Below are 23,924 nucleotides of genomic sequence, written 5' to 3' on the forward strand. Positions count from 1 at the left end.
GGGGTCCTCGCCGACGCGATGCCGCCGCTGCGCCGATTCTGGCCGGGCGCCGCATCCGGATTCCTGTCCGAGGCGTCCGCCGTCGCCCTGCTCGCCGTGAGCGCCTGGCTGATCGTTCGCGCGAGCGAGCAGCCGCCGGTGCTGTACCTGTCCGCCGCGGTCGTCGGGGTGCGCCTGTTCGCGCTGACTCGCGCCGCGTTCCGCTACCTCGAGCGCCTGGCCGGCCACGATGCGGCCCTCCGCCAGCTCGCCACCACCCGCACCGACATGGTCCGCCGTCTCGTGCCGCTCGCGCCCGACGGGCTCGGCCGCAGCGGCCGCGGGTCGGTCCTCGCCGCCCTCGTCGACGACGTCGACGACCTGCAGAACCTGCCGCTGCGGGTGGTGCAGCCGCTCGTCGCGTCCGCGGCCGTCGCGCTCGGCGCCGTCGTGCTGGTGGCCTGCGTGGCGTGGCAGGCCGCGCTCACGCTCCTCTGCTGCCTCATCGCGGCGGCCGCCGTCGCGACGCTGTGGGGATGGGCCTCGGGCGCCCGCGCCGAGCGCGACGTGGCGCCGCTGCGCGGACGGCTCGCCGGCGCCCTCGTCGACCACCTCGGCAGTCTCGACGTGCTGCTCGCGTATGGCGCGGAGGAGCAGAGCCGCGCCCGTATCCGCGCCGTCGACGCCGAGCTGCGCGCAGCGACCGTGCGGCGCGCGGGCGCCCAGGCCGGCACGGCCGCCCTCGTCTCGCTCCTGGCCGGGGTCGCCTCGATCGCCGCGGTGCTGGTCAGTGCGCCTCAGCTCGCGGCCGGCTCGCTGACCGGGCCGGGCCTCGCCGTCGTGGTGCTCGTGCCGATGGCCGTGTTCGAGGTGTTCGCATCGGTGCCGCTCGCCGCGTCCGCGTGGCGGCAGGTGCATGCCTCGGCCGCACGCATCGCCGACGCGCTGCCCGCGACGCTGCCCGACGGCCTCGTCGACGAAGGCGCCGCGACGGCGACCGGCCTGCCGCCGGCACTCGGCGACGGCCTGCGCCTCTCCGGGGTGAGCGCACGGTGGCCGGGAACGGCGCGACCCGCCCTCCACGACCTCGACCTCGCCGTTCGGCCCGGCGAGCGTCTGCTCGTGGTCGGGTCGAGCGGGGCGGGGAAGACCACGCTGGCGCACGTGCTCGTCCGCTTCCTCGAGGTCTCCGGGACGTACACCGTCGGCGGAGTCCCGACGTCCGCCCTGCACCCCGATGACGTGCGCGCGACCGTCGGGCTGTGCGAGCAGCATCCGATGCTCTTCGACGAGGACATCCGCCAGAACCTCCTGTTCGCCCAGGACACCGCCACCGACGCGGAGCTCGAGGCCGCCCTCGCCCGCGTGGGGCTCGGCGAGTGGCTGCGCGAGCGGGGAGGTCTCGACGCCCGCGTCGGCGAGCGCGGCGCGCTCGTGTCGGGCGGCCAGGCGCAGCGCATCGCGCTGGCGCGGGCGCTGCTGCGCGGGTTCCCGGTGCTCGTGCTCGACGAGCCGACCGCCGGCGTCGACCCGGATGCGTCGGAGACGCTGCTGACCGATCTGCTCGGCGCTGTCGGCGACGACCAGGCCGTCGTCCTCATCTCGCACGTCGCGGTCCCACCGAGGCTGATCGATCGCGTGGTCCGCCTGGAGGCCGGTCGCGTCGTGGCGTGAGCCGGGCCTCCCCCTGCCCCCCTGTCGCGAGACAAGGCGATGACGCGGCCCGAGGATCGTTCCGGGGCGAATGGTCCTCCCGCGACCACATCTCCTTATCTCGCGACACCCCGGGCGGGCGTTGCGCCGAGCCATCCGACGGCGCGGTGCTATATCTGAGGTGGACACATGGACTGGGGACATGTGCCGACCGCAGCGTTCCGAGGGAGGGCGATGTCGGCGACCGACACGACCACGGCCACCACGACGGACTCCGTCGCGCAGTTCGCGGCGGATCTGCGCAGGCTCCGACTCGACGGCGGCAACCCGACGCTCGCACGGCTGCAGAGCGAGACGGGCATCTCGCGCACGGTCCTCTCGGACGCCTTCTCCGGCAAGCAGGTGCCGTCAGCCCGCACCGTCGACGGGATCGTGCGGGCCTGCGGACAGGATGCTGCGCCCTGGCTCGACCGCCGGGATGCTCTCCCCCGCCGCCGCGCCGAGGCGGCGCCGACGCCCCCCACTCCGATCGCCGCGCCCTCGATGCCGCGCAGCACGGCCGTCCGGCTGGCTGTGGGGACCTTCGCGATCGGCGTCCTGGCCGGCGTCGCGGCGACGCTGCTGGTGGCGATCCCACTCTGACACGGTGAGTCCCGCCGCGAGCCGGGTCAGGCGGTGTCGGCCTCCGCAGCGGCGGTGATGCGCGACGCCATGCCGCTGAAGATGAGCCCGTGGAACGGCAGCACCGCCAGCCAGTACAGCCGGCCGCTCAGGCCACGCGGGAAGAACACCGCGCGCTGGCGGTAGCGGGAGCCGGCCGCAGCGCCCTCGACCCTCATCTCGAGCCACGCGGAACCCGGCACCCTCATCTCGGCGCGCAGCCGCAGCAGCGCGCCGGGCTCGATCGCCTCGACCCGCCAGAAGTCGAGCGCGTCGCCCTGGCTGAGCCGCGCGCGGCTGCGCCGGCCCCGCGCGAGCCCCACGCCGCCCACGAGCCGGTCCGCCCATCCCCGCACAGCCCACAGCACCGGCGACGAGTACCAGCCGTTCGCGCCGCCGATGCCCTCGACCACGCGCCAGAGCGCCTCGGGTGAGGCGCTCGTCTCCGCAGAGCGCGCGTCGGTGAAGACGGTCTGCCCCGCCCAGTCCGGGTCGCTCGGCAGGGGGTCGCTGGGCAGGCCGGTCATCTCCGCGTCGCGCCAGCTGGTCTCGATCGCGTCCTCCTTCTCGCGCCCGAGGGCGAGCTCGACCGCGCGCCGGTAGGGCGTGAGCCCCTCCTCCGGACGTGGGATGAGCGCGTCGACGGCGCGATCCTTGACCACGCACTCGTGCTGCAGCGACTCGACGAGCGGCCGGGCGATCGCGCGAGGGATCGGGGTCACCAGGTTCACCCAGTGCGAGGCGAGCCGCGGCGTCAGCACGGGCAGCGCGGCGATCGCCCGCTGCCGCAGCCCTGCGACGACGGCGTAGCCGTTCATCATCTGCCCGTACCGCAGCACATCGGGGCCGCCGATGTCGACGGCGGTGTTCACGTCGTCATCGACCCGCGCCGCACCGAGCAGGTAGTGCAGCACATCGCGCACCGCGATGGGCTGGATGCGGTTGCGCACCCACCGCGGCGCCGGCATGTACGGCAGCACGTCGGTCAGGTGACGGACCATCTCGAACGACGCGGAGCCCGATCCGATCACGACACCGGCCTGCAGGACCAGCGCGGGGACGGGCGCGTCGAGCAGGATCCGCCCGACCTCGACCCGCGAGCGCAGGTGCGGGGACAGCTCGACGCCGTCCGGGTGCAGACCGCCGAGATACACGATGCGGCGGACGGATGCTGCGGCCGCCGCATCGGCGACCGTCCGTGCGACCTCGCGGTCGAGGTCTTCGAATCCGCGGCCCGCCGCCATCGAGTGGATGAGGTGGTACACCACGTCGACATCAGCGGTGGCCTCCGCGACGGCCGCGACGTCCGAGGCGTCACCCTCGACGACCTCGACGTCGGCCCCCCAGGCGAACCGGCGCACCCGCTCCGCGTCCCGGGCCAGCACGCGCACACGGTAGCCGGCGGCGAGGAGCCGCGGCACGAGCCGCCCTCCGATGTAGCCGGTCGCGCCGAGCACCAGCGCGCGGGGTGCCGATCCGTCCGCACGAGGACGCGCCCGCAGGGCGGGTTCGCGGCCGGTCGGGGACGTCAGGTCGGGGTCTGGACTCATCCGGCAACGCTACGTCCGACCGCGCCGGCTCAGGAGGGGGTTGACTCCAGCCGCATCGCGAATGCCCGCACCCCGTCGTGGGCGGGGATCTCGTCGAATCCGATCCGCTCGTAGAAGGCCCCCGCGCCCGCATTGGCCGCATCGGCGACCAGATGCAGACCGCGCACCCCCGCCGCGCTCAGGGCAGCGGCGTAGGTGTCGATGAGCCGTCGCCCGAGCCCCTGGCCCTGCGCCTCCGGAAGCAGGTCGATGTGCAGATGGGCCGGGTACTCGGCCGAGAACGGCTCTGCCCCCGGTCTGCGCCCGTACGCGTAGATGAGGATGCCGTCCTGACGTGAGCGCTCCGCCTGCGGGGCGGGCCACCGGTCGGCGAACTGCGGCCACCACTCGCCGGCGAACCACTCCTCGAACGCGTCGGTGTCCGGGGCGCCGACGAGGTAGCCGACCAGCCTGCCGTCATCGCCCTCGACGACCCACGCCCACTCCGGGTGGCGCGCGACGTACGGCAGCACGAAGATCTCCGCCCAGAGATCGTCATCGGCGAGGACCCCTGTCGCGTCCGCACCCGCATCCGCTGTCCGCAGGCAGATCTCGGCGAGGGCGGGCTCGTCACCGCGACGGAAGGGGCGGATGCTGCTCATCCGGCGATTCTAGGACGCGCGCGCACCGGGGCGGATGCCGCGACGAGGCGCACGTCCGACGGCCGCACGGTCAGCCGCACCGGGTCGCCGGGGGCCAGGCGCAGATCGGCGGCCCGCTCCGTGGGCAGGTCGACCGCGACGGCCGGCTCGGCGGTGTGCACCCGCACGCCGGCGGGCGTCTGCTCGAGCCGGACGACGCGCGCCAGCCAGGCGTTGGGCGTGACCTCCTCCGCGCGGGCGAGCCGGAGCGCGCCCGTCCAGGACAGCTCGGGCGGGCGCTCGAGGCCGATGGCGCCCGGGCGGATCAGTACGGTGAGCGCTTCGCCGTCGGCGACGCGGGCCGCCGCGCGGGCGGCGAGCACCACCTCCGGCGCGGACCCGCCCCGCCAGGTGCCGCCCTGCGCCGTCCCGACGACCCGGTTCACTCCGGCGGCCACGGCGACGAAGCGCGTGGCGGGAGCGGCCAGCACATCGCGCACCGCCCCTTCCTGGGTGATCGCGCCGTTCTCGAGGACGAGGAGCCGGCTCGCCAGCGCGACGGCGTCGACCGCGTCGTGGGTGACGACGAGCGCGGTGGTGTGCGCAGCGGCGAGCTGATGGTGCAGGAGCGTGCGGATGTCGCCCGCCGTCTCCGGGTCGAGCGAGGTGAGCGGCTCATCCAGGAGCACGAGCCGCGGGCGGGCGGCGAGCGCCCGCGCGAGCGCGACGCGCTGCTGCTGCCCTCCGGACAGCTGCGCGGGCCGGAGGTGGCCGCGTCCGTCCAGACCCACGTGCCAGAGCCACTCGTCGGCCTCCGTGCGCGCGGCGGCAGCGGCCGTCCCCGCGGCCCGAGGACCGAAGGCGACGTTCTCGCGGGCGGTCATGTGCGGGAACAGCCGCGGGTCCTGGCCGAGCAGCACCACACCGCGCCGCGACGGCGTCACGTGGCGGCGGCGGGTGGCCACCTCGACCCCGTCGATCGCGATGCGCCCTCGATCGATGCGCGTGAGGCCGGCGATCGCGGAGAGGAGCGTCGACTTGCCCGCCCCGCTCGGGCCCATCACCGCGACGATCTCGCCCGGAGCGGCCGTGAGCGTCACGTCGAGCGCGAACCCGTCGCGCCGGGTGACGACGACGTGCGCGTCGACCGCGGCGCTCACCGGGTCGCCCCCACCGCGGCGGTCGGACGCCACGCGCGCACCAGCACCAGCACGGCGACTGCGGTGACCAGGAGCAGCAGGGCGAGCGCCACCGCCGTGCCCTGGGACACACCTGCCCCGTTGAACGCGCTGTAGATGGCGAGCGGCATCGTCTGGGTGGTGCCGGGGGCGTTCCCGGCGAACAGGGCGGTCGCGCCGAACTCGCCGATCGCCCGGGCGAAGCAGAGCACCACGCCGGCGACCAGCCCCGGGGTCGCGAGCGGCAGCGTCACGCGCACGAGCGTGGTCCATCGTCCGGCGCCGAGCGCCGCCGCAGCCTGCTCGAAGCCGACGCCGGTCGTGCGCAGCGCGCCCTCGAGGGCGAGCACCAGGAACGGCAGGGCCACGAAGATCTGCGCCAGCACCACGGCCGTGGTGGTGAACGGGATGCGGATGCCCGCAGGCTCCAGCAGGGCGCCGAGCCAGCCGTTGCGCCCGAGCAGGAACAGCAGGGCCACGCCGCCGACCATCGGCGGGAGCACGAGGGGCACGGTGACCACGGCGCGCAGCAGCGCGGCCGGTCCCGGCGCCGCGCGCGCGATCACCAGGGCGAGCGGGACGCCGAGCAGGACGCACAGGAGGGTCGCGACTGCGGCGGTGCCGAGCGAGAGCCAGAGCGCTGCGAGGGCCTCCGGCGAGGTGATGTCGCTCCACAGGGTCGACCAGTCGACCCGGCCGACCAGCGCCGCGAGGGGCAGCACCAGCAGGGCGAGGGCGAGCAGCGCGGGCAGCAGCAGGATCTGCGGCACGAACCCTTGCGCTGCTCTCGCCCGCATCAGGGTGCGCCGAACCCGAAGTCCGCGAGGATCTCCTGCCCCTCGGCGCCGACGACGAACGCGGTGAACGCGGCGGCGGCGGCGGGATTCGGTGCCGCGGTGAGCGAGGCGATCGGGTACCGGTTGACCACCTGGTCCGCCCCCTCCGGCGCGAACGAGAACACGTCGTCACGCCCGCGCACGTCGGTGACGTACACCAGGCCCGCGTCGGCTTCGTCGGCCGCGATCTTGGTCAGGACCGCGGTCACGTTCTGCTCGCGGCTGACCGGCGTCACGTCGACGTCCGCCTGGGCGAGGAGGGCGGCGGAGGCTGCCCCGCACGGGACCTCCTCCGCGCACAGCACGACGCTCACCGCCGGGTCGGCCAGATCGGCGAGCTCCTGCACCTCGGCGGGGTTGCCGGCAGGGGTGGCGACCACCAGCGTGTTCGTGGCGAACAGCTGTCCGGATCCGGCGAGTCCCGCATCGACGACCTTGGTCAGGTTGGCCTCGTCCGCGGAGGCGAACACGTCGACGGGAGCGCCCTCGATGATCTGGGTCGCCAACGTGCTCGAGCCGTCGTACACGATGGGCAGGATATCGACCTCCGGGTTCTCCTGCTCGAATCGCGACGAGATCTCGTCGAACGCGGCCTTCAGGCTCGCTGCGGCGTAGACGGTGAGGTCCCCGGACACGTCGGCGGACGCCGACGGCTCGGCGGCGGGGCTGGTTCCGTCGGTGCCGGCCGCGCCGGTGGCGCAGCCGGTGAGGAGCAGGGATGCGGCTGCCACCGCGGCGACGACGATGCGGGTGGTGCGCACGTCAGTCCTTCGGCGTCTCGATGATGACGGTCGTGGCCTTCACGACGGCGACGGCGAGCGACCCCACCTCGAGGGCGAGCTCGCGCACCGCCTCGGCCGACATCAGCGAGACGACGCGGTGCGGCCCCGCCTGCAGGTCGACCTGCGCCATCACGCCGTCCACCTGGAGGCGCGTGACGATGCCCACGAACCGGTTGCGTGCGCTGGAGAGCACGTCCCCCGGGACGGGCGGCGCGCTGGCCAGTTCCACGGCGCGCGCCGCCAGGGCCTCGCCAGGGATCTGCACAGGGGCCGAGTCGATGACGGGCAGGGCGCCCTGGTCGACCCACCGCCGGACGGTGTCGTCGGAGACGCCGAGCAGCCGGGCGGCCTCCGAGATGCGGTAGCTGGGCATGACTTCGAAACTAGCACCGCGATTGCGGGGTTTTCACTGCCATTCCTCCGCATCTGCGTCGCCGCATTGCGCGCAAGGTAATCGGAACGCCCCGGTCCCGAGGCCGCACCTACGCTGGTGCCATGTCTTTCCCGCCGCTCGTCGAGCCGGTGCCCGCGCTCTCGGCGACCGAGGCCACGCGCACGGCCCGGCACCGTTCCCTGGCGGGCCTCGGCGAGGTCGGCCAGCGCCGACTGCGCGCCGCGCATGTCGCGATCGTGGGCGCCGGTGGCCTCGGCTCGCCCGCCGTGCTCGCGCTCGCTGCCGCCGGTGTCGGCACCCTCACCGTCATCGACGACGACACGGTCGAGATCACCAACCTGCAGCGTCAGGTCATGCATCGACACGAGGACGTCGGCGCGCGCAAGGTCGACAGCGCCGTCCGGGTCGCGGCGGACCTCGCCCCCGAGACCACAGTTCTCCCCATCGCGGAGCGCCTCGACGGCGCCAATGCCGTCGACCTCCTTGCCGGCGCCGACATCGTCCTCGACGGCAGCGACTCGTTCGCCACCCGCGCTGCCGTCGCCGCCGCGTGCGAGCGGCTCCGCGTCCCCCTGGTCTGGGGCACGGTGCAGGAGTTCGGCGCGCAGCTCACCGTGTTCTGGTCGGCGCCGCCCGCCGGGGTCGATCCCGTCGTGCTGTCCGACCTGTACCCGCCCGCGACCGTCGGCGAGCCGCCCTCGTGCGCCGCCGTCGGAGTGCTCGGCGCCCTCTGCCTGCAGGTCGGCGCCCTCATGGCCACCGAGGCGGTCAAGCTCATCGCCGGCATCGGCGAGCCGCTCCTCGGTCGCGTCCTGCTCATCGACGCCCTGCGCGCCCGCCAGAGCGAGGTGCCGCTGCGCGCGGCGGCGACGACGGGGGCGCCGCTCGAGATCGCCGCCACGGATGCTGCGGCCCCCCGCATCCCCGAAGTGACGCCCGGTGCGCTGACCGACGACGCGGTGCTCGTCGACGTCCGCGAGGCCCATGAGGTCGCCGGCGGGGTGATCCCGGGATCGCGGCATGTGCCGCTCGCCGACCTCCTGGCCGACCCGCGCGCGCTGAGCCCCCTCACCGCGGACGGTCCCCTCGTGATCGTGTGCCAGGTGGGCGTACGCGCCGCGCGCGCGGCCCGGGCACTGCACGACGTCGGCATCGACGCATCCGTCCTCGCCGGCGGCATGGATGCGTGGAGCGCCGACGGAGTGCGGGCGTGAGCCCGCTGCGCTCCGTCGAGGAGCAGCTCGCGGTCGTGCTCGCGCGGGTGACGCCCGTGGCGGTCGACGAGGTGCCCCTGCACGAGGCCCGCGGACGGACCCTCCGTGCGCCGGTGCGGGCTGCCGTGGACATCCCCGTCTTCGACAACTCGGCGATGGACGGCTTCGCGGTCCGGTACGACGACGTCGCCGCCGCGTCCGCGGACGCGTCCACCCGCCTCACGGTCGTCGCCGATCTGCCCGCGGGCACGCCGCTCGATCCGCCGCTCGCGGCCGGTGAGGCCGCCCGCATCATGACCGGCTCGCCCGTGCCGACGGCGGCCGACGCGATCGTGCCGTTCGAGGACACGGCGGCGGGGCTCGCCGATTCGCTCGGCGTCATCGAGGTCGTGCGGGCGCCGCGGCAGCGCGGCGCCCACATCCGACGCCAGGGCGATGACGTCGTCGTCGGCGACGAGCTGCTGCCGGCGGGTGTTCTGCTCGGCCCCCTGCAGCTGTCGGCGGCCGCGGCGGCCGGTGTCGCGATGGTGACGGTGGCGCGTGCGCCGCGCGTGGCCGTCGTCTCCACCGGCTCGGAGCTCGTGCCCCCGGGCACTCCGCTCGTGCACGGGCAGATCCCGGAGTCCAACAGCGAGCTGCTCGCCGGGCTCGCCCTCGCCGCGGGCGCCGTCGTGACCCGTCAGGCGACGGTCGACGACGAGGGCACCGGGCTCACCGCGCTGCTCGACGAGCTCACGACCGGTGCGGATCCGGTCGATGCGGTGGTGCTCTCGGGTGGTGTGAGCGCCGGTGCGTACGAGGTCGTGAAGAACAGCCTCGCCGCCACCATGGAGTTCACCACGGTGGCCATGCAGCCGGGCAAGCCGCAGGGCTTCGGAGCGACGCCGGGCGGGGTGCTGCTCTTCGGGCTCCCGGGCAACCCGGTCAGCGCGGCCGTCTCGTTCGAGGTGTTCGTGCGCCCTGCTCTGCTCGCGATGCAGGGCAGGGCCGACCTGCACCGGGCGGTGCTGCGCCTGCCCGCCGGAGCAACATGGCGTACCCCGCCCGGACGCCGCCAGTATCTCCCCGCGGTCATCGACCGCACGGACCCGGCGCGGTGGACCGTGGCGCCCGCGACGGCCGGCGGGTCCGGCTCGCACCTGGCCGGCGGCCTCGCCCGCGCCGAGGCGTGGGCGGTCATCGCCGCAGAGGTCGAGGCGGTCGCGGTCGGCGATCTGGTCGATGTCATGCTGATGTCATGAGCTTCACCCATCTCGATGCGGACGGGCACGCCCGCATGGTCGACGTCACCGACAAGCAGCCGACGGTGCGCGCCGCCACCGCGCGCGGATTCGTCCGCTGCGCCCCCGACGTCGTCGCCGCGCTCCGCGACGGATCGGTGCCCAAGGGCGATGTGCTCGCCGTGGCCCGCATCTCGGGGATCCAGGCAGCCAAGCGCACTCCCGAGCTGCTTCCCCTCGCCCACGTGATCGGCGTGCACGGCGCGACCGTCGACCTGCGCATCGAGGACGCGGGCGTATGGATCGAGGCCACCGTTCGCACGGCTGATCGCACGGGCGTGGAGATGGAGGCGCTCACCGCGGTCTCCGTCGCCGCCCTCGCCATCGTCGACATGGTGAAGGGGCTCGACAAGGCCACGGCCATCGAGAACGTGCGGATCGTCTCGAAGTCCGGCGGGAAGAGCGGCGACTGGACGCGCCCAGACGAGTCGTGACCGCCGCCAACCCCTCGCGCTACGGCGCCGTCCTGCTCGCCGGTGGCCGCGCCACCCGGATGGGAGGCGCCCCCAAGCCCTTCCTCGACATCGCCGGACGCTCGATGCTCCACCGGGCGATCGACGCGGTCTCACTCGCCGGCGCGCAGCCCCTCACGATCGTCGGCGAGGAGCCCGCCTCGTTCGATTCCGGCGGCGCCGCCGTCGAGTGGGTCCGTGAGCACCCGCCGTTCAGCGGCCCGGCGGCGGCGATCGTCGCCGCGCTCCGGCACTGGAGGAGCCCGGCCGGGCAGTCGCCGCCGGCGCGCGGGGATGCGGCAGCGACCGACGTCGCCCTCCCGCTGTGGACCTTCGTCCTCGCATGCGACCTCCCCCGCGTGGACCTCGCCGTCCGGCAGCTGCGTGACGACAGCATGCTCCTGCCCTCCGACACCGAGGGGATCTGCTTCGCGGACGCCTCCGGCCGCCCGCAGTGGCTCACCGGCATGTACCGCACCGATGCGCTGTGGCGGTCAGCATCCGCTCTCCCCGACGGCGGGCGGGACGCGCCGGTGCGCACGCTTCTCGACGACCTGGCGATCGCGGTCGTCCGCGATGAGCGCGGAGCCGCCCAGGATGTCGACACGTGGGAGGATCTGAACCGAGCCCGCGGCGCGGCCGCGGCGTCGTCCGAGGAGCAGCGATGAGCGAGCCGTCCCGCACCCTTCCGCCCGAGGCTCTGGATGCGTGGGCGCAGGCGCTCCGCGACCGCTTCGACCTCGCCCCCGAAGACGTGCCGATCGCCCTCGTGCTCGATCTGGCGCGCGACGTGGCGAACGGCGTCGCCCGCCCCGCCGCCCCGTTCAGCGCGTTCGTGGCCGGCCTCGTCGCCGGGCGTGCGGGCGGCACCCCCGAGCAGGTGCGCGCGGCCGTGGCCGCCGTCACCGAGCTGGCCGACGGCTGGCAGGCGTGATGGCGCACGTGCGGTACTTCGCCGCGGCACAGGAGGCGACCGGACGCGACAGCGAGCGCCGCACCGAGGCGACCCTCGGAGACCTGCGCGCCGCGGTCACCGCCGAGTACCCGGCGCTCGGCGGCATCCTGCCCCGCTGCGCGGTGCTCGTGGCCGGCGCACGCGTCGACGACGATGCGCCGCTGACCGCGGACACGCTCGTCGACGTGCTCCCGCCGTTCGCGGGCGGGTGACCGGGCTGACGGCGCGGAGCCGCTAGCCGCCGAGGCCCTTCCAGGCCGTCGTGCCGTCCGCCTCGACCTGCCGCTTCCACACCGGCAGCTCGACCTTGATCGCCTCGATGAGCGCGCGGCACACCTCGAACGCCTCCGCGCGGTGCGACGACGCCACCGCGATCACCACGGCGGCGTCGCCCACCGCGAGCCGGCCGATCCGGTGCGAGACGGCGACGAGCGCGGCGGTGTCGCCGAGGGCGCGCTCCGCGACCTCGCGCAGCACGCGAGCCGCGTCGGGGTGCGCGGAGTACTCGAGGGCGACCACGGCGGTCGCCGCATCCGGATCATGATCGCGCACCCGGCCGACGAACGTGGTCTCCGCGCCCATCGCCGCATCGTCGACGGCGCGCAGGTGGGCGTCGAGGTCGAGCGGCTCCTCGCTGATCTCGGCGAGCACGACGCCCATCAGTGGTCGCCTCCACCGAGCTGGTCGATGACGTGGCGCGCGACGGACAGCACCACAGGGATGCCGGAGATGACCGCCGCGGGTGACCCGGGCAGGTTGACCACGAGGGCCCCGCCCCTGCCCTCATCGACGTCGACCACGCCGGACAGTCCGCGCGACAGCATCCCGGCCGGCTTCTCGGCCGCTCCCAGGCGGCGGAGCTCGTCCGCGATGCCTGGAAGGTCTCGGGTGAGCACGCGCGCGGTGCCCTCGGGCGTGCGGTCCCTGGGCCCGACGCCGGTGCCTCCGGTCGTGACGATCAGCCGCGCACCGGCGGCGAGCGCCGCGCGCAGGGCGGCCTCGACGCTGTCCGCGCCATCGGGCACGACGGTCGCCGTGTCGCAGGAGAATCCGGCGGCCTGCAGTGCGGCGACGGCGATCGGTCCGCCGGCGTCCTCGCGCTGCCCTGCGGCGGAGCGATCGGAGACCGTGATGACGGCGGCGCGGGTCATGGCCTCAGCCTACTTTCGCGTGGGGGCTCAGCCGCGCCGCTCGAACCGGACCACGACGGACTTCGAGGTCGGCGTCCCCGAGACGTCGGCGACGGAGTCCAGGGGCACCAGCACGTTCGTCTCCGGGTAGTACGCCGCCGCGTTGCCGCGCGGGGTCTGGTACGCCACCAGCCGGAACGCCTCCGCGCGTCGCTCCTCGACGTGGCCGTCCCGCGCTGTCCACTCCGACACCAGGTCGACGACATCCCCCTCGGCGAAGCCGGCGTCGGAGATGTCGCGCGCGTGGACCAGCACGACCCGTCGCCCGCCGTGGATGCCGCGGTAGCGGTCGTCCTTGCCGTAGATCGTGGTGTTGTACTGATCGTGGGAGCGGAGCGTCTGCAGCAGCACGCGCCCGCGCGGGATGCGCGGGTACTCCAGCGGATTCGCGGTGAAATGCGCGAGCCCGTCGCTCGTGGCGAAGCTGCGGGTGTCGCGCGGGCCGTTCGGCAGGAAGAAGGTCCTGCCCTTGTCGATGCGCTGCTCGTAGTCGTCGAACCCGGGGATCACCGCGGCGATGTGCGCGCGGATGAGCGCGTAGTCGCCCTCGAGCGCCGCCCAGTCCGCCCGTGGACGGCCCCCTTCGCGAGGACTTTCGGCGAATCGAGGAGTTTTCGCCGCCGCATCCTCCTCCGTTCGCCGATCCTCCTCACGAACGCCGGCCGCACCCTCGACGCCCGCACCCGCGACACCCCCGCCGAACACCCGCGCGCACAGGCGTGCGACGATCGCGACCTCGCTGAGCAGGTCGTCCGACGGCGGGGCCAGGCGGCCGCGCGACGAGTGCACCGCGCCCATGGAGTCCTCGACGGACACCCGCTGCTCCCGGCCGCCCCGGCGGTCGCGGTCGGTGCGGCCGAGTGCCGGCAGGATGATGGCGCGGCGCCCCGTGACGGTGTGCGAGCGGTTCAGCTTCGTGGAGACCTGCACCGTGAGATCGACCGAGCGCACCGCGGCCTCGGTGACGCGGGTGTCGGGGGTGGCGCTGACGAAGTTGCCGCCCATGGCCATGAACACCCGGGTCCTGCCGTCGCGCATGGCCCGGATCGCCTCGACGACGTCGTACCCGTGCGCGCGGGGCGCGGTGAAGCCGAACTCGCGGTCGAGCGCGGCCAGGAACGCCTCGGACGGCTTCTCGTAGATGCCGACCGTGCGATCGCCCTGCACGTTCGAGTGCCCGCGCACGGGGCACACCCCCGCACCCGGCTTGCCGATGTTGCCCTGCAGCAGCAGGACGTTGACGACGTCGCGCAGCATGGGCACCGAGTGCTTGTGCTGGGTCAGCCCCATCGCCCAGCAGACGATCGTCGCCCGCGAGGCCCGCACCATCTCGGCCACGCGGCGCAGCGCGCTCTCCGGCACGCCGGTCGCCTCGACGAGATCGCGCCAGGGCACGGCGGCGAGCTCCCGGGCATACTCCTCGAAGCCGGTGGTGTGCGCGGCGATGAACTCGTGGTCGATCGGGTCGGCCGACTCCCCGTCCGCAGAGGCCTCGAGCAGGTGCTTGCCGATCGCCTGGAACAGCGCCTGGTCGCCGCCGAGGCGGATCTGCACGAACTCGTCGGCGAGCTTCTGACCGCCGAGCATCACGCCCTTGGGGGTCTGCGGATTCTCGAACCGCATCAGCCCCGCCTCCGGCAGCGGGTTGACGGCGATGATCTTCGCGCCGTTCTCCTTCGCCTTCTCGAGGGCCGACAGCATCCGCGGATGATTCGTGCCGGGGTTCTGGCCGGCGACGATCAGCAGCTCGGCCGTGTGGATGTCCTCGATCGACACGGTGCCCTTGCCGATGCCGATCGTCTCGGTCAGCGCCGATCCGCTCGACTCGTGGCACATGTTCGAGCAGTCGGGCAGGTTGTTCGTGCCGATGCCACGCACGAGCAGCTGGTACAGGAACGCCGCCTCGTTCGAGGTGCGGCCGGAGGTGTAGAAGGTCGACTCGTCGGGGTGGTCGAGGTCGCGCAGCGCCTCCGCGACGACGTCGAGCGCGTCGTCCCACGCGATCGGCCGGTAGTGCGTCGCGCCCTCGTCCAGGATCATCGGATGCGTCAGCCGCCCCTGCTGCCCCAGCCACCAGTCGTCGTGGCCGGCGAGCTCCTCGACCGAGTGGCGCGCGAAGAAGTCGGGGCCGACCTGGCGGAGGGTCGCCTCCTCGGCGACCGCCTTCGCGCCGTTCTCGCAGAACTCGGCGGCGTGGCGCTTGTTCTCCTCGGGCCATGCGCATCCAGGGCAGTCGAAGCCGTCCTTCTGGTTGACCCGTATCAGCGTCTGCACGCTCCGCGCGACACCCATCTGCTGCTGCGAGATCTGCAGCGCGTGCAGCACGGCCGGCACCCCCACCGCGACCTTCTTCGGCCGGGTGACGCGCAGCGCGCTCTCGTCGATGTCGCGCTTCGGTGCCTTCGACGCCATGGACCGATCGTAGGGCGGATGCGGTCGCCACCGGCGACCGGCGGCGTTCAGCTATGCGTGCGGCGACAGCATCCGCCCGCCCGTGGCATGGCTCACCGGCGGCCGGTGCCGAACATGCCGCGGATCACGCCGTTCAGGATCGTCTGGGTGGTGCGGGAGTTCAGCACCTCTTCGATCGGCGACTTCCGGCTCGTGCGGCGGGTGCGCGACGTGCCCGCGGTCTTCTTCAGCAGCCGGTCGTACTCCTGCTGCGCCTTCCGGTCGGCCGCGGCCTTCTCCTTCTCGGCTGCGGCGTCGGCCTTCGCCCGCTCCAACTCCGCCTTCTCGGCGGCCGCGGCCTCGTCGGCGGCGTTCATCTTCGCCGTGAGGATCTCGCGGGCCGACTCCCGGTCGATCGCGGTGCCGTACTTCGCGAGCAGCGGCGAGGCCTTCACGGCGGCGACGATCGCCGGCTCCGGCGTCGGGCTCATCAGCCCCTGCGGGGCCCGCAGCCGGGTCCAGGCGACCGGCGTCGGCGCGCCCTTCTCGCTCATCACCGTGACGATCGCCTCGCCGGTGCCGAGCTCCTGGAGCACGCGTTCGAGGTCGTACCCGCTCTTCGGATACGTGCCGACCGTGGCGCGCAGCGCCTTCGCGTCGTCGGGGGTGAAGGCGCGCAGCGCGTGCTGGATGCGCGAGCCCAGCTGGCCGAGCACATCGCCCGGCACGTCCTTCGGCGTCTGCGTGACGAAGAAGACGCCGACGCCCTTCGACCGGATGAGACGCACCGTCTGCACGATCGCGGCAGTGAAGTCCTTCGACGCGTCCCGGAACAGCAGGTGGGCCTCGTCGAAGAAGAACACCAGCTTCGGCTTGTCGAGATCGCCGACCTCCGGGAGCACCTCGAACAGCTCGGCGAGCAGGTACATCAGGAACGTGGAGAACAGCGCCGGCTTGTCGGCGACGCCCGGCACCTCGAGCAGCGAGATGATCCCGCGGCCGTCCGGCGCGGTGCGGAGGAACTCGCGCACGTCGAACTCGGGCTCGCCGAAGAAGACGTCCGCGCCGGCATCGGCGAAGGTGATCAGCTCGCGCAGGATGACTCCGGCGGTGGCTGCGGACAGCCCGCCCAGCTCCTTCAGCTCCGCCTTGCCGTCGCCGGTGAGGTAGGTGAGGACCGCCCGCAGGTCGGACAGGTCGACGAGCGCGAGCCCGTGCTCGTCGGCGTAGTGGAAGACGAGCCCGAGGCTCGACTCCTGCGTCTCGTTCAGGCCGAGCACCTTGCTCATCAGAAGCGGCCCGAACCCGGTGACGGTGGCGCGCACCGGCACGCCCGTGCCGATGCCGCCGAGCGCGAAGTACTCCGTGACGGATGCTGCGGCCTGCCAGTCCTGTCCGATCGCGGTGGTGCGCGCCAGCAGCTTGTCGCTCGGCTCGCCGGGGGTGGCCACGCCCGACAGGTCGCCCTTGATGTCGGCGGCGAACACGGGGACGCCCTTCGCGGCGAGCTGCTCGGCCAGGCCCTGCAGGGTGCGGGTCTTGCCGGTGCCGGTCGCGCCGGCGACGAGGCCGTGGCGGTTCATCATGCCCAGCGGGATGCGGATCTGCGCGGCGGGCTCCGGCTCGCCGTTCACCAGCGCGCCGAGGTCGAGGGTCGGCGCCTCGAACGTGTAGCCGCGCACGATCGCGGCGACCTCGTCGGCATCGAGCGGGCCGGCGGCAGGCGGAGCGGAGGTGGGCGGAGCGGCGGCAGGCGGAGCGGAGGCGGCCGGCGCCGGGGCGGGCGCTGCTTCCGAACCGGCAGCCGGGGCGGATGCGGCCTGCCCGACGGCTGCCTGCGCGTGGGCGAGGGCGGCCCTGGCACGCGCCGCCTTGAGTTCGGCTTCGGCGAGCTCCGCCTCGGCCGTCAGCCTGGCGAGTTCAGCGGCGGCATCGGCGTCTGACGCGGTCATGCGGTCAGCCTAGTGACGGCGCGGCGCGCCTGTCCCCCTCGGCCTGCAAGGGCGCAGCGAGCGCCGCTGCGGTCAGCAGCGCCGCGGACGCGCCGACGAGCGCGCCGCCCAGGGTGTCGCTGAGCCAGTGCGCGCCGAGGTAGGTGCGGGAGAACGCCATCAGCACCACCCAGACACCGCCGGCCACGGCGACCCAGACACGCGGGAAGAGCACGAACAGCGCCACCGCGAGCGTCGCCGCGTTGGCGACGTGGCCCGAGGGGAACGAGCCGAAGTCCGAGATCACGATCATGTCCTCCGGGCGCGCACGGCCGACCAGATGCTTGAGGACCTGCACGATGCCCGCGCTCACCGCGCTCACGAGCACCCAGTACAGCGCTCCCCACGGCCTTCGCGCGATCAGGAGCGCGATCGCCCCGCCGATGGGCACGACGAAGACGGCGAACCACCCGCCGCCGACGAAGTCCATGCCGTACGCGAAAGCCAGCATCACCGGCCCGCGGGTCGCCGAGATGAAGTCCTGCCACGCGGCGTCGATGGCCCACGGCTGCTCGCCGAAGCCGAAGGCGATGCCCGCGCCGAGCAGGACTGCCGCGCCGAGCAGGCCGAGACCCACCCACAGCGGGCGGGCGAACGACACGGCGGCAGGCGACATCCGCCCATCCTGTCAGGCTCCGGCCCCGCGCGCCCCGTGTGTGGCCGTGAACGGAGCAGCGCGTGCACGAGAATGGCCGCATGGGCCTCCTCGTCGACACCGTGCGCACCCTCGTCGCGCCGCTCACCCGCACCCGGGCGTTCCGACGCCTCGGCCCCCGCGTGCTGCCGCCGATCGAGCGCGTACTCGCCCGCGTCACCGGCGGCCGCGTACAGCTCAGCGGACTGCTGGTGCCCTCGCTCGTGCTGCACACGACGGGCGCGCGCAGCGGAGAGCAGCGCGACGCCCCGCTCATGTACACGCCCGACGGCCGGGGGCGCGCGATCGTCGCGGGCACGAACTTCGCCGGCGACCGCCACCCCGCCTGGACGACGAACCTGCTCGCCCACCCGGACGCGGCGATCACGGTGCGCGGCCGGCGGATGCCGGTGCGCGCGAGCCTCATCCCCGAGGGCGAACGCGATGCCGCGTGGGACCGCATCCAGGCGCAATGGCCCGGATACCGCAGCTACGAGCGCGAGTCCGGACGCACCGTGCGCCTGTTCCGCCTGCAGCCGGTGCGGGCGGACCGCCAGGGCGGGGCCGGAGCATGAGCCGCGCACTCGAAGTGGTCCGCGCCGCGGTCGCGCCGCTCACGCGGACCGGCTGGTTCCGGCGGTTCGCCACCGGTGTGCTGCCGCCGGTCGAGCGGTTCGTCGCGACGGTCACTCGCGGCCGGATCCAGCTCACCTCGATCCTCGTCCCCTCCCTCACGCTGCACACCATCGGCGCCAAGTCGGGCGAACCGCGCGACGCGCCGCTCATGTACACCGCCGACGGACACGGCCGCGCACTGGTCGCCGGCACCAACTGGGCGGGCGCACAGCATCCCGGATGGACGGCGAACCTGCTCGCCCACCCGGATGCCGAGATCACCGTGCGCGGCCGCCGCATGGCCGTCCGCGCCACCCTGGTCACCGGAGCGGAGCGCGAGGCGGCGTGGCGCATCATGGAGGCCCAGTGGCCGGACTACCGCGAGTACGAGCGCGACTCCGGGCGCACCGCTCGCATCTTCGTGCTGCAGCCCGTCCGGCCGTCGGAGATCTAGGGGGTCAGGCGCGCCACCGTGCGCGGCCGCACGATCGCCCACAGCGAGATCACCGCGATCACGGCGCAGCCGACCATGACCGAGGCCATCGTCGTCGCGGTGATGTCGGAGCCCGCCGAGATCCACCCGACGACGGGCGTGATCAGGCCGGCGACGCCGAAGTTCGTCGCACCGATGATCGACTGCGCCGTGCCGGCGGCCTTGCCGTGCCTGTCGAGGGCGAGCACCTGCACGCACGGGAACGTGAAGCCGCACGAGGTGATGAACAGGAACAGCGGGATCATCGTGCCCCAGAGGCCGAGTCCCAGCTGATCGGCGACGATGATCCCGGTGCCCGCGATCACGAGCGACGCGGTGGAGAACGCCATCACCCACTGCGGGCCGAACCGCGCGGCCAAGCGCGACGCCGACTGCACGCCGAGCACGATGCCGAGCGAGTTGATGGCGAACAGCACGCCGTACTGCTGCGCGTCGAAGCCGTAGCTCTCCTGGAACAGGAACGACGACGAGGAGAGGTAGGAGAACAGACCGCTGAAGGTCATGCCGCCGATGATCAGCACCCCGACGAAGACGCGGTCGCTGAACACGCTCCGGTACCGCTGCCAGACCGTGGTCGACCCCGTCTCGCTGCGCCGCGCGGGCGGCAGCGTCTCCGGGATGAACAGGATCGCCGAGACGAGCATCACGGCGCCGTAGACGGCGAGCACGACGAAGATGCCGCGCCAGGGCATCACCAGCAGCAGCGCAGAGCCGACCAGGGGTGCGAGCACGGGGGCGACGCCGGAGACCAGGGCCATCCGCGACAGCATCACCACGAGACGCTTGCCGCCGAACAGGTCGCGGATCACGGCCGCAGCGACCACGCCGCCGGCTGCCGCGCCCGCGCCCATCAGCACACGTGCCACCGACAGCAGCTCGAGGGACGGCGCGAGTGCCGCGGCGGTGCTCGCCACGACGTGGACGGCGGTGACGACCAGCAGAGGCCCCCGACGCCCGATCTTGTCGCTCAGCGGCCCGACGATCAGCTGGCCCAGTGCGAACCCGATCATGGTGCCGGTCAGGGTCAGCTGGATCGCCGCGGCGGTGGTGTCGAAGTCGGCCTCCAGCACGGGGAACGCGGGCAGGTACAGGTCGATGGTGAACGGGCCGAGCGCGGTGAGCGCCCCGAGCAGCACGATGTACAGCAGCCGGCGTCGCGCAGGGATCGCGTCGCCGGGGTGCAGCATGATCGGCGCGGTGGCCGGGTTCGAGCCCAGGGTGCGGATCGCACCGGTGGAGGTCGGGTGCTGCGCGTGCTGCGGGAGCCGAACGGAGTCGGTCGAGGTCTGATCAGGCAAGAGGAGTCACTTCACGAGAACGGCGAACAGCGCCGGAATCCCGGCGAGTGGGGTGGGGAGAGACGTCGAATCGATTCGACACGGTCGATTCTACGCGTACGCCCCTTGGAGGATTCCCAGCCCTCTCTCCCATTCACCCGCATAGGCTGGATGCTGCCGCCTCCCGCGGCCCACCGACCCGCCGCCTTCGGGCCCGAGCCGAGAACAGCGCCCATGACACCTCCTCCCCCGGCCGACAAGCGCACGAGCGGCAATCCCGCCACGCAGGCGCGCATCGACATGACCGTCAAGCAGCAGCGCGAGCAGAAGCGCCAGGAGAAGCTGGCGGAGTACCAGAAGCAGCTCGCCAAGCGCCGCCGCAGCAGGGCCGTGTGGTGGACGGTCGGGAGTCTCGCGGTCATCGCGGTCGTCGCGGCCATCGTGGCGTCGGTCGTGTTCACCCCGCGCCCGGTCGAGTACCCCCGCGGCGACGGCGACGGAACGGCGATCGAGGGCGTCCAGACGTACGAGAACACGGCGACCCATGTCGAGGGCAGCGTCGAGTACCCGCAGACGCCCCCGACGGGCGGCGACCACAACGCGGTCTGGCTCAACTGCGGCATCTACACCGAGCCGCAGCAGAACGAGAACGCGGTGCATGCGCTCGAGCACGGAGCCGTGTGGATCACCTACGACGCCGATGCGGTCAGCGATGCCGAACTCGGCACCATCAAGGCTCTGCTCCCGTCGAGCTACGTCGTCCTGTCGCCCTATGAGGGCCTCGACGCGCCCATCGTGGTGAGCGCCTGGAACGCACAGCTGAAGGTCGACTCGGCCGACGACGAGCGCATCGGCGAGTTCATCGCCGCATACTGGCGCAGCACCAGCGCGCCCGAGCCGAACGCCCCGTGCACCGGCGGCATCGACGGGCCAGGCAAGGTCTCGTGACCGATCCGGGCGTGACGCGGACTGCCCGGCCATGGTGGGTCTGGGCGATCGCGGTGGCGCTGATCGTGGGCGCCGCGTTCGCGATCGGCCGCTTCTCCACCTTCGGCGGCGCCGCGTCGACGGCGACGCCCACGACGGACTCCGCCGAGGCCGGCTTCGCCCGTGACATGCAGGTGCACCATGCGCAGGCCGTCGAGATGGCGATGCAGGTGTACCGCACCACGGACGACGAGACGCTGCGCGCCCTGTCGTACGACATCGCGACCGGTCAGTCGGCGCAGCGCGGCGAGATGTACGACTGGCTCGTCCAGTGGGGTCTCCCGCAGGCGGGCGCTCCCCTGATGTCGTGGATGACCGCATCCGACGCCCATGGCGGGCACGTCGAGACGGCGCAGCCCACCCAGGACGAGCTCGAGGCGCAGATGGGCATGGCCACCGATGCCGAACTCGCTCAGCTGGCGGACTCGACGGGCCAGCCGGCCGACTGCCTGTTCCTCGAGCTGATGATCCGCCACCACGAGGGCGCCATCCCCATGGCGGCTGCGGTCATCGAGCTCGGCAGTGAGCCCCGCGTGCTGCAGTTCGCGGGGGCGATGGAAGAGACCCAGACCGCCGAGATCGCCGCGATGGAATCGCTGCAGTCCCAGCTCTCCTGCAACTGAACGACGGCGCGCACGAGGCCGGGAGCCCCCCGGATCCCGGCCTCGTGACGAGCCTCAGCCCTTCGTCGCTCCCGCCAGCAGTCCGCGCACGAAGTAGCGCTGCAGCGACAGGAACACGGCGAGCGGCACCACGAGGGCGATGAACGCGCCCGCAGTGAGCAGATACCAGTCCTGGCCGCGGCTTCCGGTCATCTCGGCGAGGAGCTTCGTGATCGGAGCGACGTTGCCGTCCGCGAAGATCAGAGCCACCAGCAGGTCGTTCCAGACCCAGAGGAACTGGAAGATCGCCACCGACGCGATCGCCGGGGCGGTCAGCGGGAGGATCAGCCGGAAGAAGATCTGCCCGTGACCTGCGCCGTCGACGCGAGCGGCCTCGATGACCTCGCCCGGGATCTCCGACACGAAGTTGTGCAGCAAGTAGATGATCAGTGGAAGCCCGAACATGGAGTGCGCGATCCACACCTGCGCGTACCCCGCAGAGCCGAACGGCTCGACGACCGGGAACCCGAAGATCGTCCCCTGCGAGAACAGCAGCAGCAGCGGGATGAGCGCCATCTGGATCGGCACGATCTGCAGCGCGAACACCCCGATGAAGAGGATGTTCTTGCCGCGGAACTCCATCCAGGCGAACGCGTAGGCCGCCAGCATCCCGATGCACAGCGGGATGACCACCGCGGGGATGGTGATCGCGAACGAGTTCACGAACGCGCCGGCCATGTCGAGCTGGCTGTTGCCGGTCTGCAGCGCCTCGCTGTAGTTGTCGAGCGTCCAGCCCCAGTTCTGGAAGATCGTCCACCAGCCGGTGGTGTTGATGAGCTCGCGCGGCCGGAACGACGAGATGAACAGGCCGAACGTGGGGATCGTCCACGCGACCGCGATGATCAGCGCAGCGGCGGTCGCCCACGGCGACGTGAGCCGCTTCTTCGTGCTGGACAGCCCGAGCTCGGCCTTGCGCTCGCCTCGCCGTATCCGCCGGACCGTCTGCGTATCGGTGGGCAGGTTGATCGGCTGGATGGCCATCAGCGCACCTCCCTCTGCCGCTTCAGCTGCACGGCGTTGTAGATCACGATGGGCATGACCAGGATGAACAGGATCACGGCGAAGGCAGCAGAGCGTCCGGCCTCGAAGCTCTTGAACTGCGTGTACATCTCGTTCGCCAGCACCGACGTGCTGTTGGCGCCCGCGGTCATCGTCCGGACGATGTCGAACACCTTCAGCGAGGTGATCGAGATCGTCGTGAGGACCACGATGAGGGCGGGACGGATGCCGGGGACGGTGACATTGAAGAACCGCTGCCACGCGTTGGTGCCGTCGAGCTCCGCCGCCTCGAGCTGCTCGGTCGGGACGCCCTTGATGGCCGCGGACAGCACCACCATGGCGAAACCGGTCTGGATCCAGATGAACACGATGATCAGCCACAGCGTGTTCCACGGGTCGTCGGCGAGGAAGTTGTACGGCTCGCCGCCGAACCACACGATGATCTGATTCAGGAAGCCGATCTGCTCGGCGGTGGCCGGGCGGGGCGTGTACATGAAGCGCCAGATGATCGACGCGCCCACCATCGAGATCGCCATCGGGAGGAAGACGAGGATCTTGTAGTACTTCTCCCCGCGGGTCTTGTCGATGAAGTACGCGTACGCGAGGCCCGCCGCCGTGGAGACCGCCGGGGCGATGAGCACCCAGAGGATCGTGTTGACGATGATCCGCACGTTCTGCGGGTTGCCGAAGATCCAGGCGTAGTTCTCGAAGCCGATGAAGGTCGTGCTCCGCGAGTTCATGAACGACTGCACGATCGTCTGGACCGTCGGGACGACGAGTCCGACCGCCAGCAGCACCATCGCGGGTGTCAGGAAGCCGACGAGCTGGAACAGCGAGCCGGCGCCGTCCTTCGCACGCTTGTCGAGGAAGAAGAACAGCAGGCCGAGCACAGCGGCTGCGATCATCGCCTGGATCCAGGACTGCAGCAGGAAGAACACCAGCGCCGGACCGACGACGCAGGCGATCAGCCGGATGACCGTGTAGCGGGTGCCGCGGCGCGGCGCGATCTCGACGAGGAAGAGGATCAACCCGATGACGACGAGGAAGATCGACACGATGACGACGATCTCGACCCAGGGGTTGAGGGTGGACAGCCACCGGAAGAAATCTTGGACCGACATGGGGACCTTTC

The 23,924-nt window shown here is 72.7% G+C and carries 26 protein-coding genes; 12 read left to right on the forward strand and 14 right to left on the reverse strand.

Annotation, left to right across the window (positions count from 1 at the left end):
- Positions 1 to 18 precede the first annotated feature (18 nt).
- Together cydC and Microterr_RS10750 are read left to right on the forward strand one after the other, a co-directional pair.
- Positions 19 to 1,653 (forward strand): thiol reductant ABC exporter subunit CydC, encoded by a 1,635-nt coding sequence (gene cydC / locus Microterr_RS10745; protein WP_263798771.1) that lies wholly within the window; start codon positions 19 to 21, stop codon positions 1,651 to 1,653.
- A 213-nt stretch (positions 1,654 to 1,866) separates the two neighbouring features.
- On the forward strand, positions 1,867 to 2,274 hold the full coding sequence (locus Microterr_RS10750) for a helix-turn-helix domain-containing protein (protein ID WP_263797942.1): 408 nt from the start codon (positions 1,867 to 1,869) through the stop codon (positions 2,272 to 2,274).
- A 26-nt stretch (positions 2,275 to 2,300) separates the two neighbouring features.
- On the opposite strand, the gene Microterr_RS10755 is transcribed toward Microterr_RS10750, so the two are convergent.
- Genes Microterr_RS10755 through Microterr_RS10780 form a run of 6 tightly spaced genes read right to left on the reverse strand, consistent with a single transcriptional unit; the run spans position 2,301 to position 7,631 of the window.
- Positions 2,301 to 3,842 carry an SDR family oxidoreductase gene (locus tag Microterr_RS10755; protein WP_263797941.1) on the reverse strand — a complete coding sequence of 514 codons (1,542 nt, stop codon included), beginning with the start codon at positions 3,840 to 3,842 and terminating at the stop codon, positions 2,301 to 2,303.
- Positions 3,843 to 3,871: 29 nt separating this feature from the next.
- Complete coding sequence (locus tag Microterr_RS10760; protein WP_263797940.1) at positions 3,872 to 4,483, reverse strand: GNAT family N-acetyltransferase; 612 nt, start codon at positions 4,481 to 4,483, stop codon at positions 3,872 to 3,874.
- The gene (locus tag Microterr_RS10765; protein WP_263797939.1) at positions 4,480 to 5,655 is read right to left on the reverse strand and encodes a sulfate/molybdate ABC transporter ATP-binding protein; all 1,176 of its coding nucleotides are present in this window, start codon (positions 5,653 to 5,655) and stop codon (positions 4,480 to 4,482) included. The genes Microterr_RS10760 and Microterr_RS10765 overlap by 4 nt, the downstream gene beginning before the upstream one ends.
- A complete protein-coding gene (locus Microterr_RS10770) occupies positions 5,619 to 6,437 on the reverse strand; it encodes an ABC transporter permease (RefSeq protein WP_263797938.1) in 819 nt (272 codons plus the stop codon). The genes Microterr_RS10765 and Microterr_RS10770 overlap by 37 nt, the downstream gene beginning before the upstream one ends.
- Positions 6,437 to 7,237: a molybdate ABC transporter substrate-binding protein gene (modA, locus tag Microterr_RS10775; RefSeq protein ID WP_263797937.1), complete on the reverse strand. Its 801-nt coding sequence runs from the start codon at positions 7,235 to 7,237 to the stop codon at positions 6,437 to 6,439. The genes Microterr_RS10770 and modA overlap by 1 nt, the downstream gene beginning before the upstream one ends.
- Position 7,238: 1 nt before the next feature.
- Positions 7,239 to 7,631: a TOBE domain-containing protein gene (locus Microterr_RS10780; protein ID WP_263797936.1), complete on the reverse strand. Its 393-nt coding sequence runs from the start codon at positions 7,629 to 7,631 to the stop codon at positions 7,239 to 7,241.
- Between the two features lie 122 nt (positions 7,632 to 7,753).
- On the opposite strand from Microterr_RS10780, the gene Microterr_RS10785 reads away from it, so the two are divergent.
- From Microterr_RS10785 to Microterr_RS10810, 6 genes are read left to right on the forward strand one after another with little or no spacing between them, the layout of a single operon-like run.
- Positions 7,754 to 8,866: a ThiF family adenylyltransferase gene (locus Microterr_RS10785; RefSeq protein ID WP_263797935.1), complete on the forward strand. Its 1,113-nt coding sequence runs from the start codon at positions 7,754 to 7,756 to the stop codon at positions 8,864 to 8,866.
- Entirely contained in the window at positions 8,863 to 10,107 is a 1,245-nt protein-coding gene (locus Microterr_RS10790; RefSeq protein ID WP_263797933.1) for a molybdopterin molybdotransferase MoeA, read from the forward strand. Before Microterr_RS10785 ends, Microterr_RS10790 begins: the two co-directional genes overlap by 4 nt.
- Entirely contained in the window at positions 10,104 to 10,580 is a 477-nt protein-coding gene (moaC, locus tag Microterr_RS10795) for a cyclic pyranopterin monophosphate synthase MoaC (protein WP_263797932.1), read from the forward strand. The genes Microterr_RS10790 and moaC overlap by 4 nt, the downstream gene beginning before the upstream one ends.
- Entirely contained in the window at positions 10,577 to 11,266 is a 690-nt protein-coding gene (mobA, locus tag Microterr_RS10800) for a molybdenum cofactor guanylyltransferase (RefSeq protein WP_263797931.1), read from the forward strand. Before moaC ends, mobA begins: the two co-directional genes overlap by 4 nt.
- On the forward strand, positions 11,263 to 11,532 hold the full coding sequence (locus Microterr_RS10805) for a DUF6457 domain-containing protein (protein ID WP_263797930.1): 270 nt from the start codon (positions 11,263 to 11,265) through the stop codon (positions 11,530 to 11,532). Before mobA ends, Microterr_RS10805 begins: the two co-directional genes overlap by 4 nt.
- The gene (locus tag Microterr_RS10810; protein WP_263797928.1) at positions 11,532 to 11,765 is read left to right on the forward strand and encodes a MoaD/ThiS family protein; all 234 of its coding nucleotides are present in this window, start codon (positions 11,532 to 11,534) and stop codon (positions 11,763 to 11,765) included. The genes Microterr_RS10805 and Microterr_RS10810 overlap by 1 nt, the downstream gene beginning before the upstream one ends.
- 22 nt (positions 11,766 to 11,787) lie before the next feature.
- Here the strand turns inward: Microterr_RS10810 and Microterr_RS10815 are convergent, their stop codons facing one another.
- From Microterr_RS10815 to Microterr_RS10835, 5 genes are all read right to left on the reverse strand, one after another.
- Complete coding sequence (locus Microterr_RS10815) at positions 11,788 to 12,213, reverse strand: molybdenum cofactor biosynthesis protein MoaE (RefSeq protein WP_404810184.1); 426 nt, start codon at positions 12,211 to 12,213, stop codon at positions 11,788 to 11,790.
- Complete coding sequence (locus Microterr_RS10820; RefSeq protein ID WP_263797927.1) at positions 12,213 to 12,704, reverse strand: MogA/MoaB family molybdenum cofactor biosynthesis protein; 492 nt, start codon at positions 12,702 to 12,704, stop codon at positions 12,213 to 12,215. The genes Microterr_RS10815 and Microterr_RS10820 overlap by 1 nt, the downstream gene beginning before the upstream one ends.
- Before the next feature lie 27 nt (positions 12,705 to 12,731).
- Positions 12,732 to 15,155, reverse strand: coding sequence for an FdhF/YdeP family oxidoreductase (locus Microterr_RS10825; protein ID WP_263797926.1), 2,424 nt, complete (start codon positions 15,153 to 15,155; stop codon positions 12,732 to 12,734).
- A gap of 92 nt (positions 15,156 to 15,247) precedes the next feature.
- Positions 15,248 to 17,086: a DUF853 domain-containing protein gene (locus Microterr_RS10830; protein WP_263797925.1), complete on the reverse strand. Its 1,839-nt coding sequence runs from the start codon at positions 17,084 to 17,086 to the stop codon at positions 15,248 to 15,250.
- 4 nt (positions 17,087 to 17,090) lie between these two features.
- Positions 17,091 to 17,741, reverse strand: a complete 651-nt coding sequence (locus Microterr_RS10835) for a phosphatase PAP2 family protein (RefSeq protein ID WP_263797924.1) — start codon at positions 17,739 to 17,741, stop codon at positions 17,091 to 17,093.
- 80 nt (positions 17,742 to 17,821) lie between these two features.
- Between Microterr_RS10835 and Microterr_RS10840 the strand changes: the two genes are divergently transcribed.
- Together Microterr_RS10840 and Microterr_RS10845 are read left to right on the forward strand one after the other, a co-directional pair.
- Positions 17,822 to 18,334 carry a nitroreductase family deazaflavin-dependent oxidoreductase gene (locus Microterr_RS10840; protein ID WP_263797923.1) on the forward strand — a complete coding sequence of 171 codons (513 nt, stop codon included), beginning with the start codon at positions 17,822 to 17,824 and terminating at the stop codon, positions 18,332 to 18,334.
- A complete protein-coding gene (locus Microterr_RS10845; protein ID WP_263797922.1) occupies positions 18,331 to 18,828 on the forward strand; it encodes a nitroreductase family deazaflavin-dependent oxidoreductase in 498 nt (165 codons plus the stop codon). Before Microterr_RS10840 ends, Microterr_RS10845 begins: the two co-directional genes overlap by 4 nt.
- Here the strand turns inward: Microterr_RS10845 and Microterr_RS10850 are convergent.
- A complete protein-coding gene (locus tag Microterr_RS10850; protein WP_263798769.1) occupies positions 18,825 to 20,054 on the reverse strand; it encodes a multidrug effflux MFS transporter in 1,230 nt (409 codons plus the stop codon). The genes Microterr_RS10845 and Microterr_RS10850 overlap by 4 nt on opposite strands.
- A 324-nt stretch (positions 20,055 to 20,378) precedes the next feature.
- Between Microterr_RS10850 and Microterr_RS10855 the strand changes: the two genes are divergently transcribed.
- Both Microterr_RS10855 and Microterr_RS10860 read left to right on the forward strand, forming a co-directional pair.
- Positions 20,379 to 21,092 carry a thioredoxin-like domain-containing protein gene (locus tag Microterr_RS10855; protein ID WP_263797921.1) on the forward strand — a complete coding sequence of 238 codons (714 nt, stop codon included), beginning with the start codon at positions 20,379 to 20,381 and terminating at the stop codon, positions 21,090 to 21,092.
- Positions 21,089 to 21,754, forward strand: a complete 666-nt coding sequence (locus Microterr_RS10860; protein WP_318528823.1) for a DUF305 domain-containing protein — start codon at positions 21,089 to 21,091, stop codon at positions 21,752 to 21,754. Before Microterr_RS10855 ends, Microterr_RS10860 begins: the two co-directional genes overlap by 4 nt.
- Positions 21,755 to 21,808: 54 nt before the next feature.
- Here the strand turns inward: Microterr_RS10860 and Microterr_RS10865 are convergent, their stop codons facing one another.
- Both Microterr_RS10865 and Microterr_RS10870 read right to left on the reverse strand, forming a co-directional pair.
- Positions 21,809 to 22,774 (reverse strand): carbohydrate ABC transporter permease, encoded by a 966-nt coding sequence (locus tag Microterr_RS10865; protein WP_263797920.1) that lies wholly within the window; start codon positions 22,772 to 22,774, stop codon positions 21,809 to 21,811.
- Positions 22,774 to 23,913: a carbohydrate ABC transporter permease gene (locus Microterr_RS10870; RefSeq protein ID WP_263797919.1), complete on the reverse strand. Its 1,140-nt coding sequence runs from the start codon at positions 23,911 to 23,913 to the stop codon at positions 22,774 to 22,776. The genes Microterr_RS10865 and Microterr_RS10870 overlap by 1 nt, the downstream gene beginning before the upstream one ends.
- Positions 23,914 to 23,924 lie beyond the last annotated feature (11 nt).

The organism is Microbacterium terricola (assembly GCF_027943945.1).
GTDB classification, from domain to species: domain Bacteria; phylum Actinomycetota; class Actinomycetes; order Actinomycetales; family Microbacteriaceae; genus Microbacterium; species Microbacterium terricola.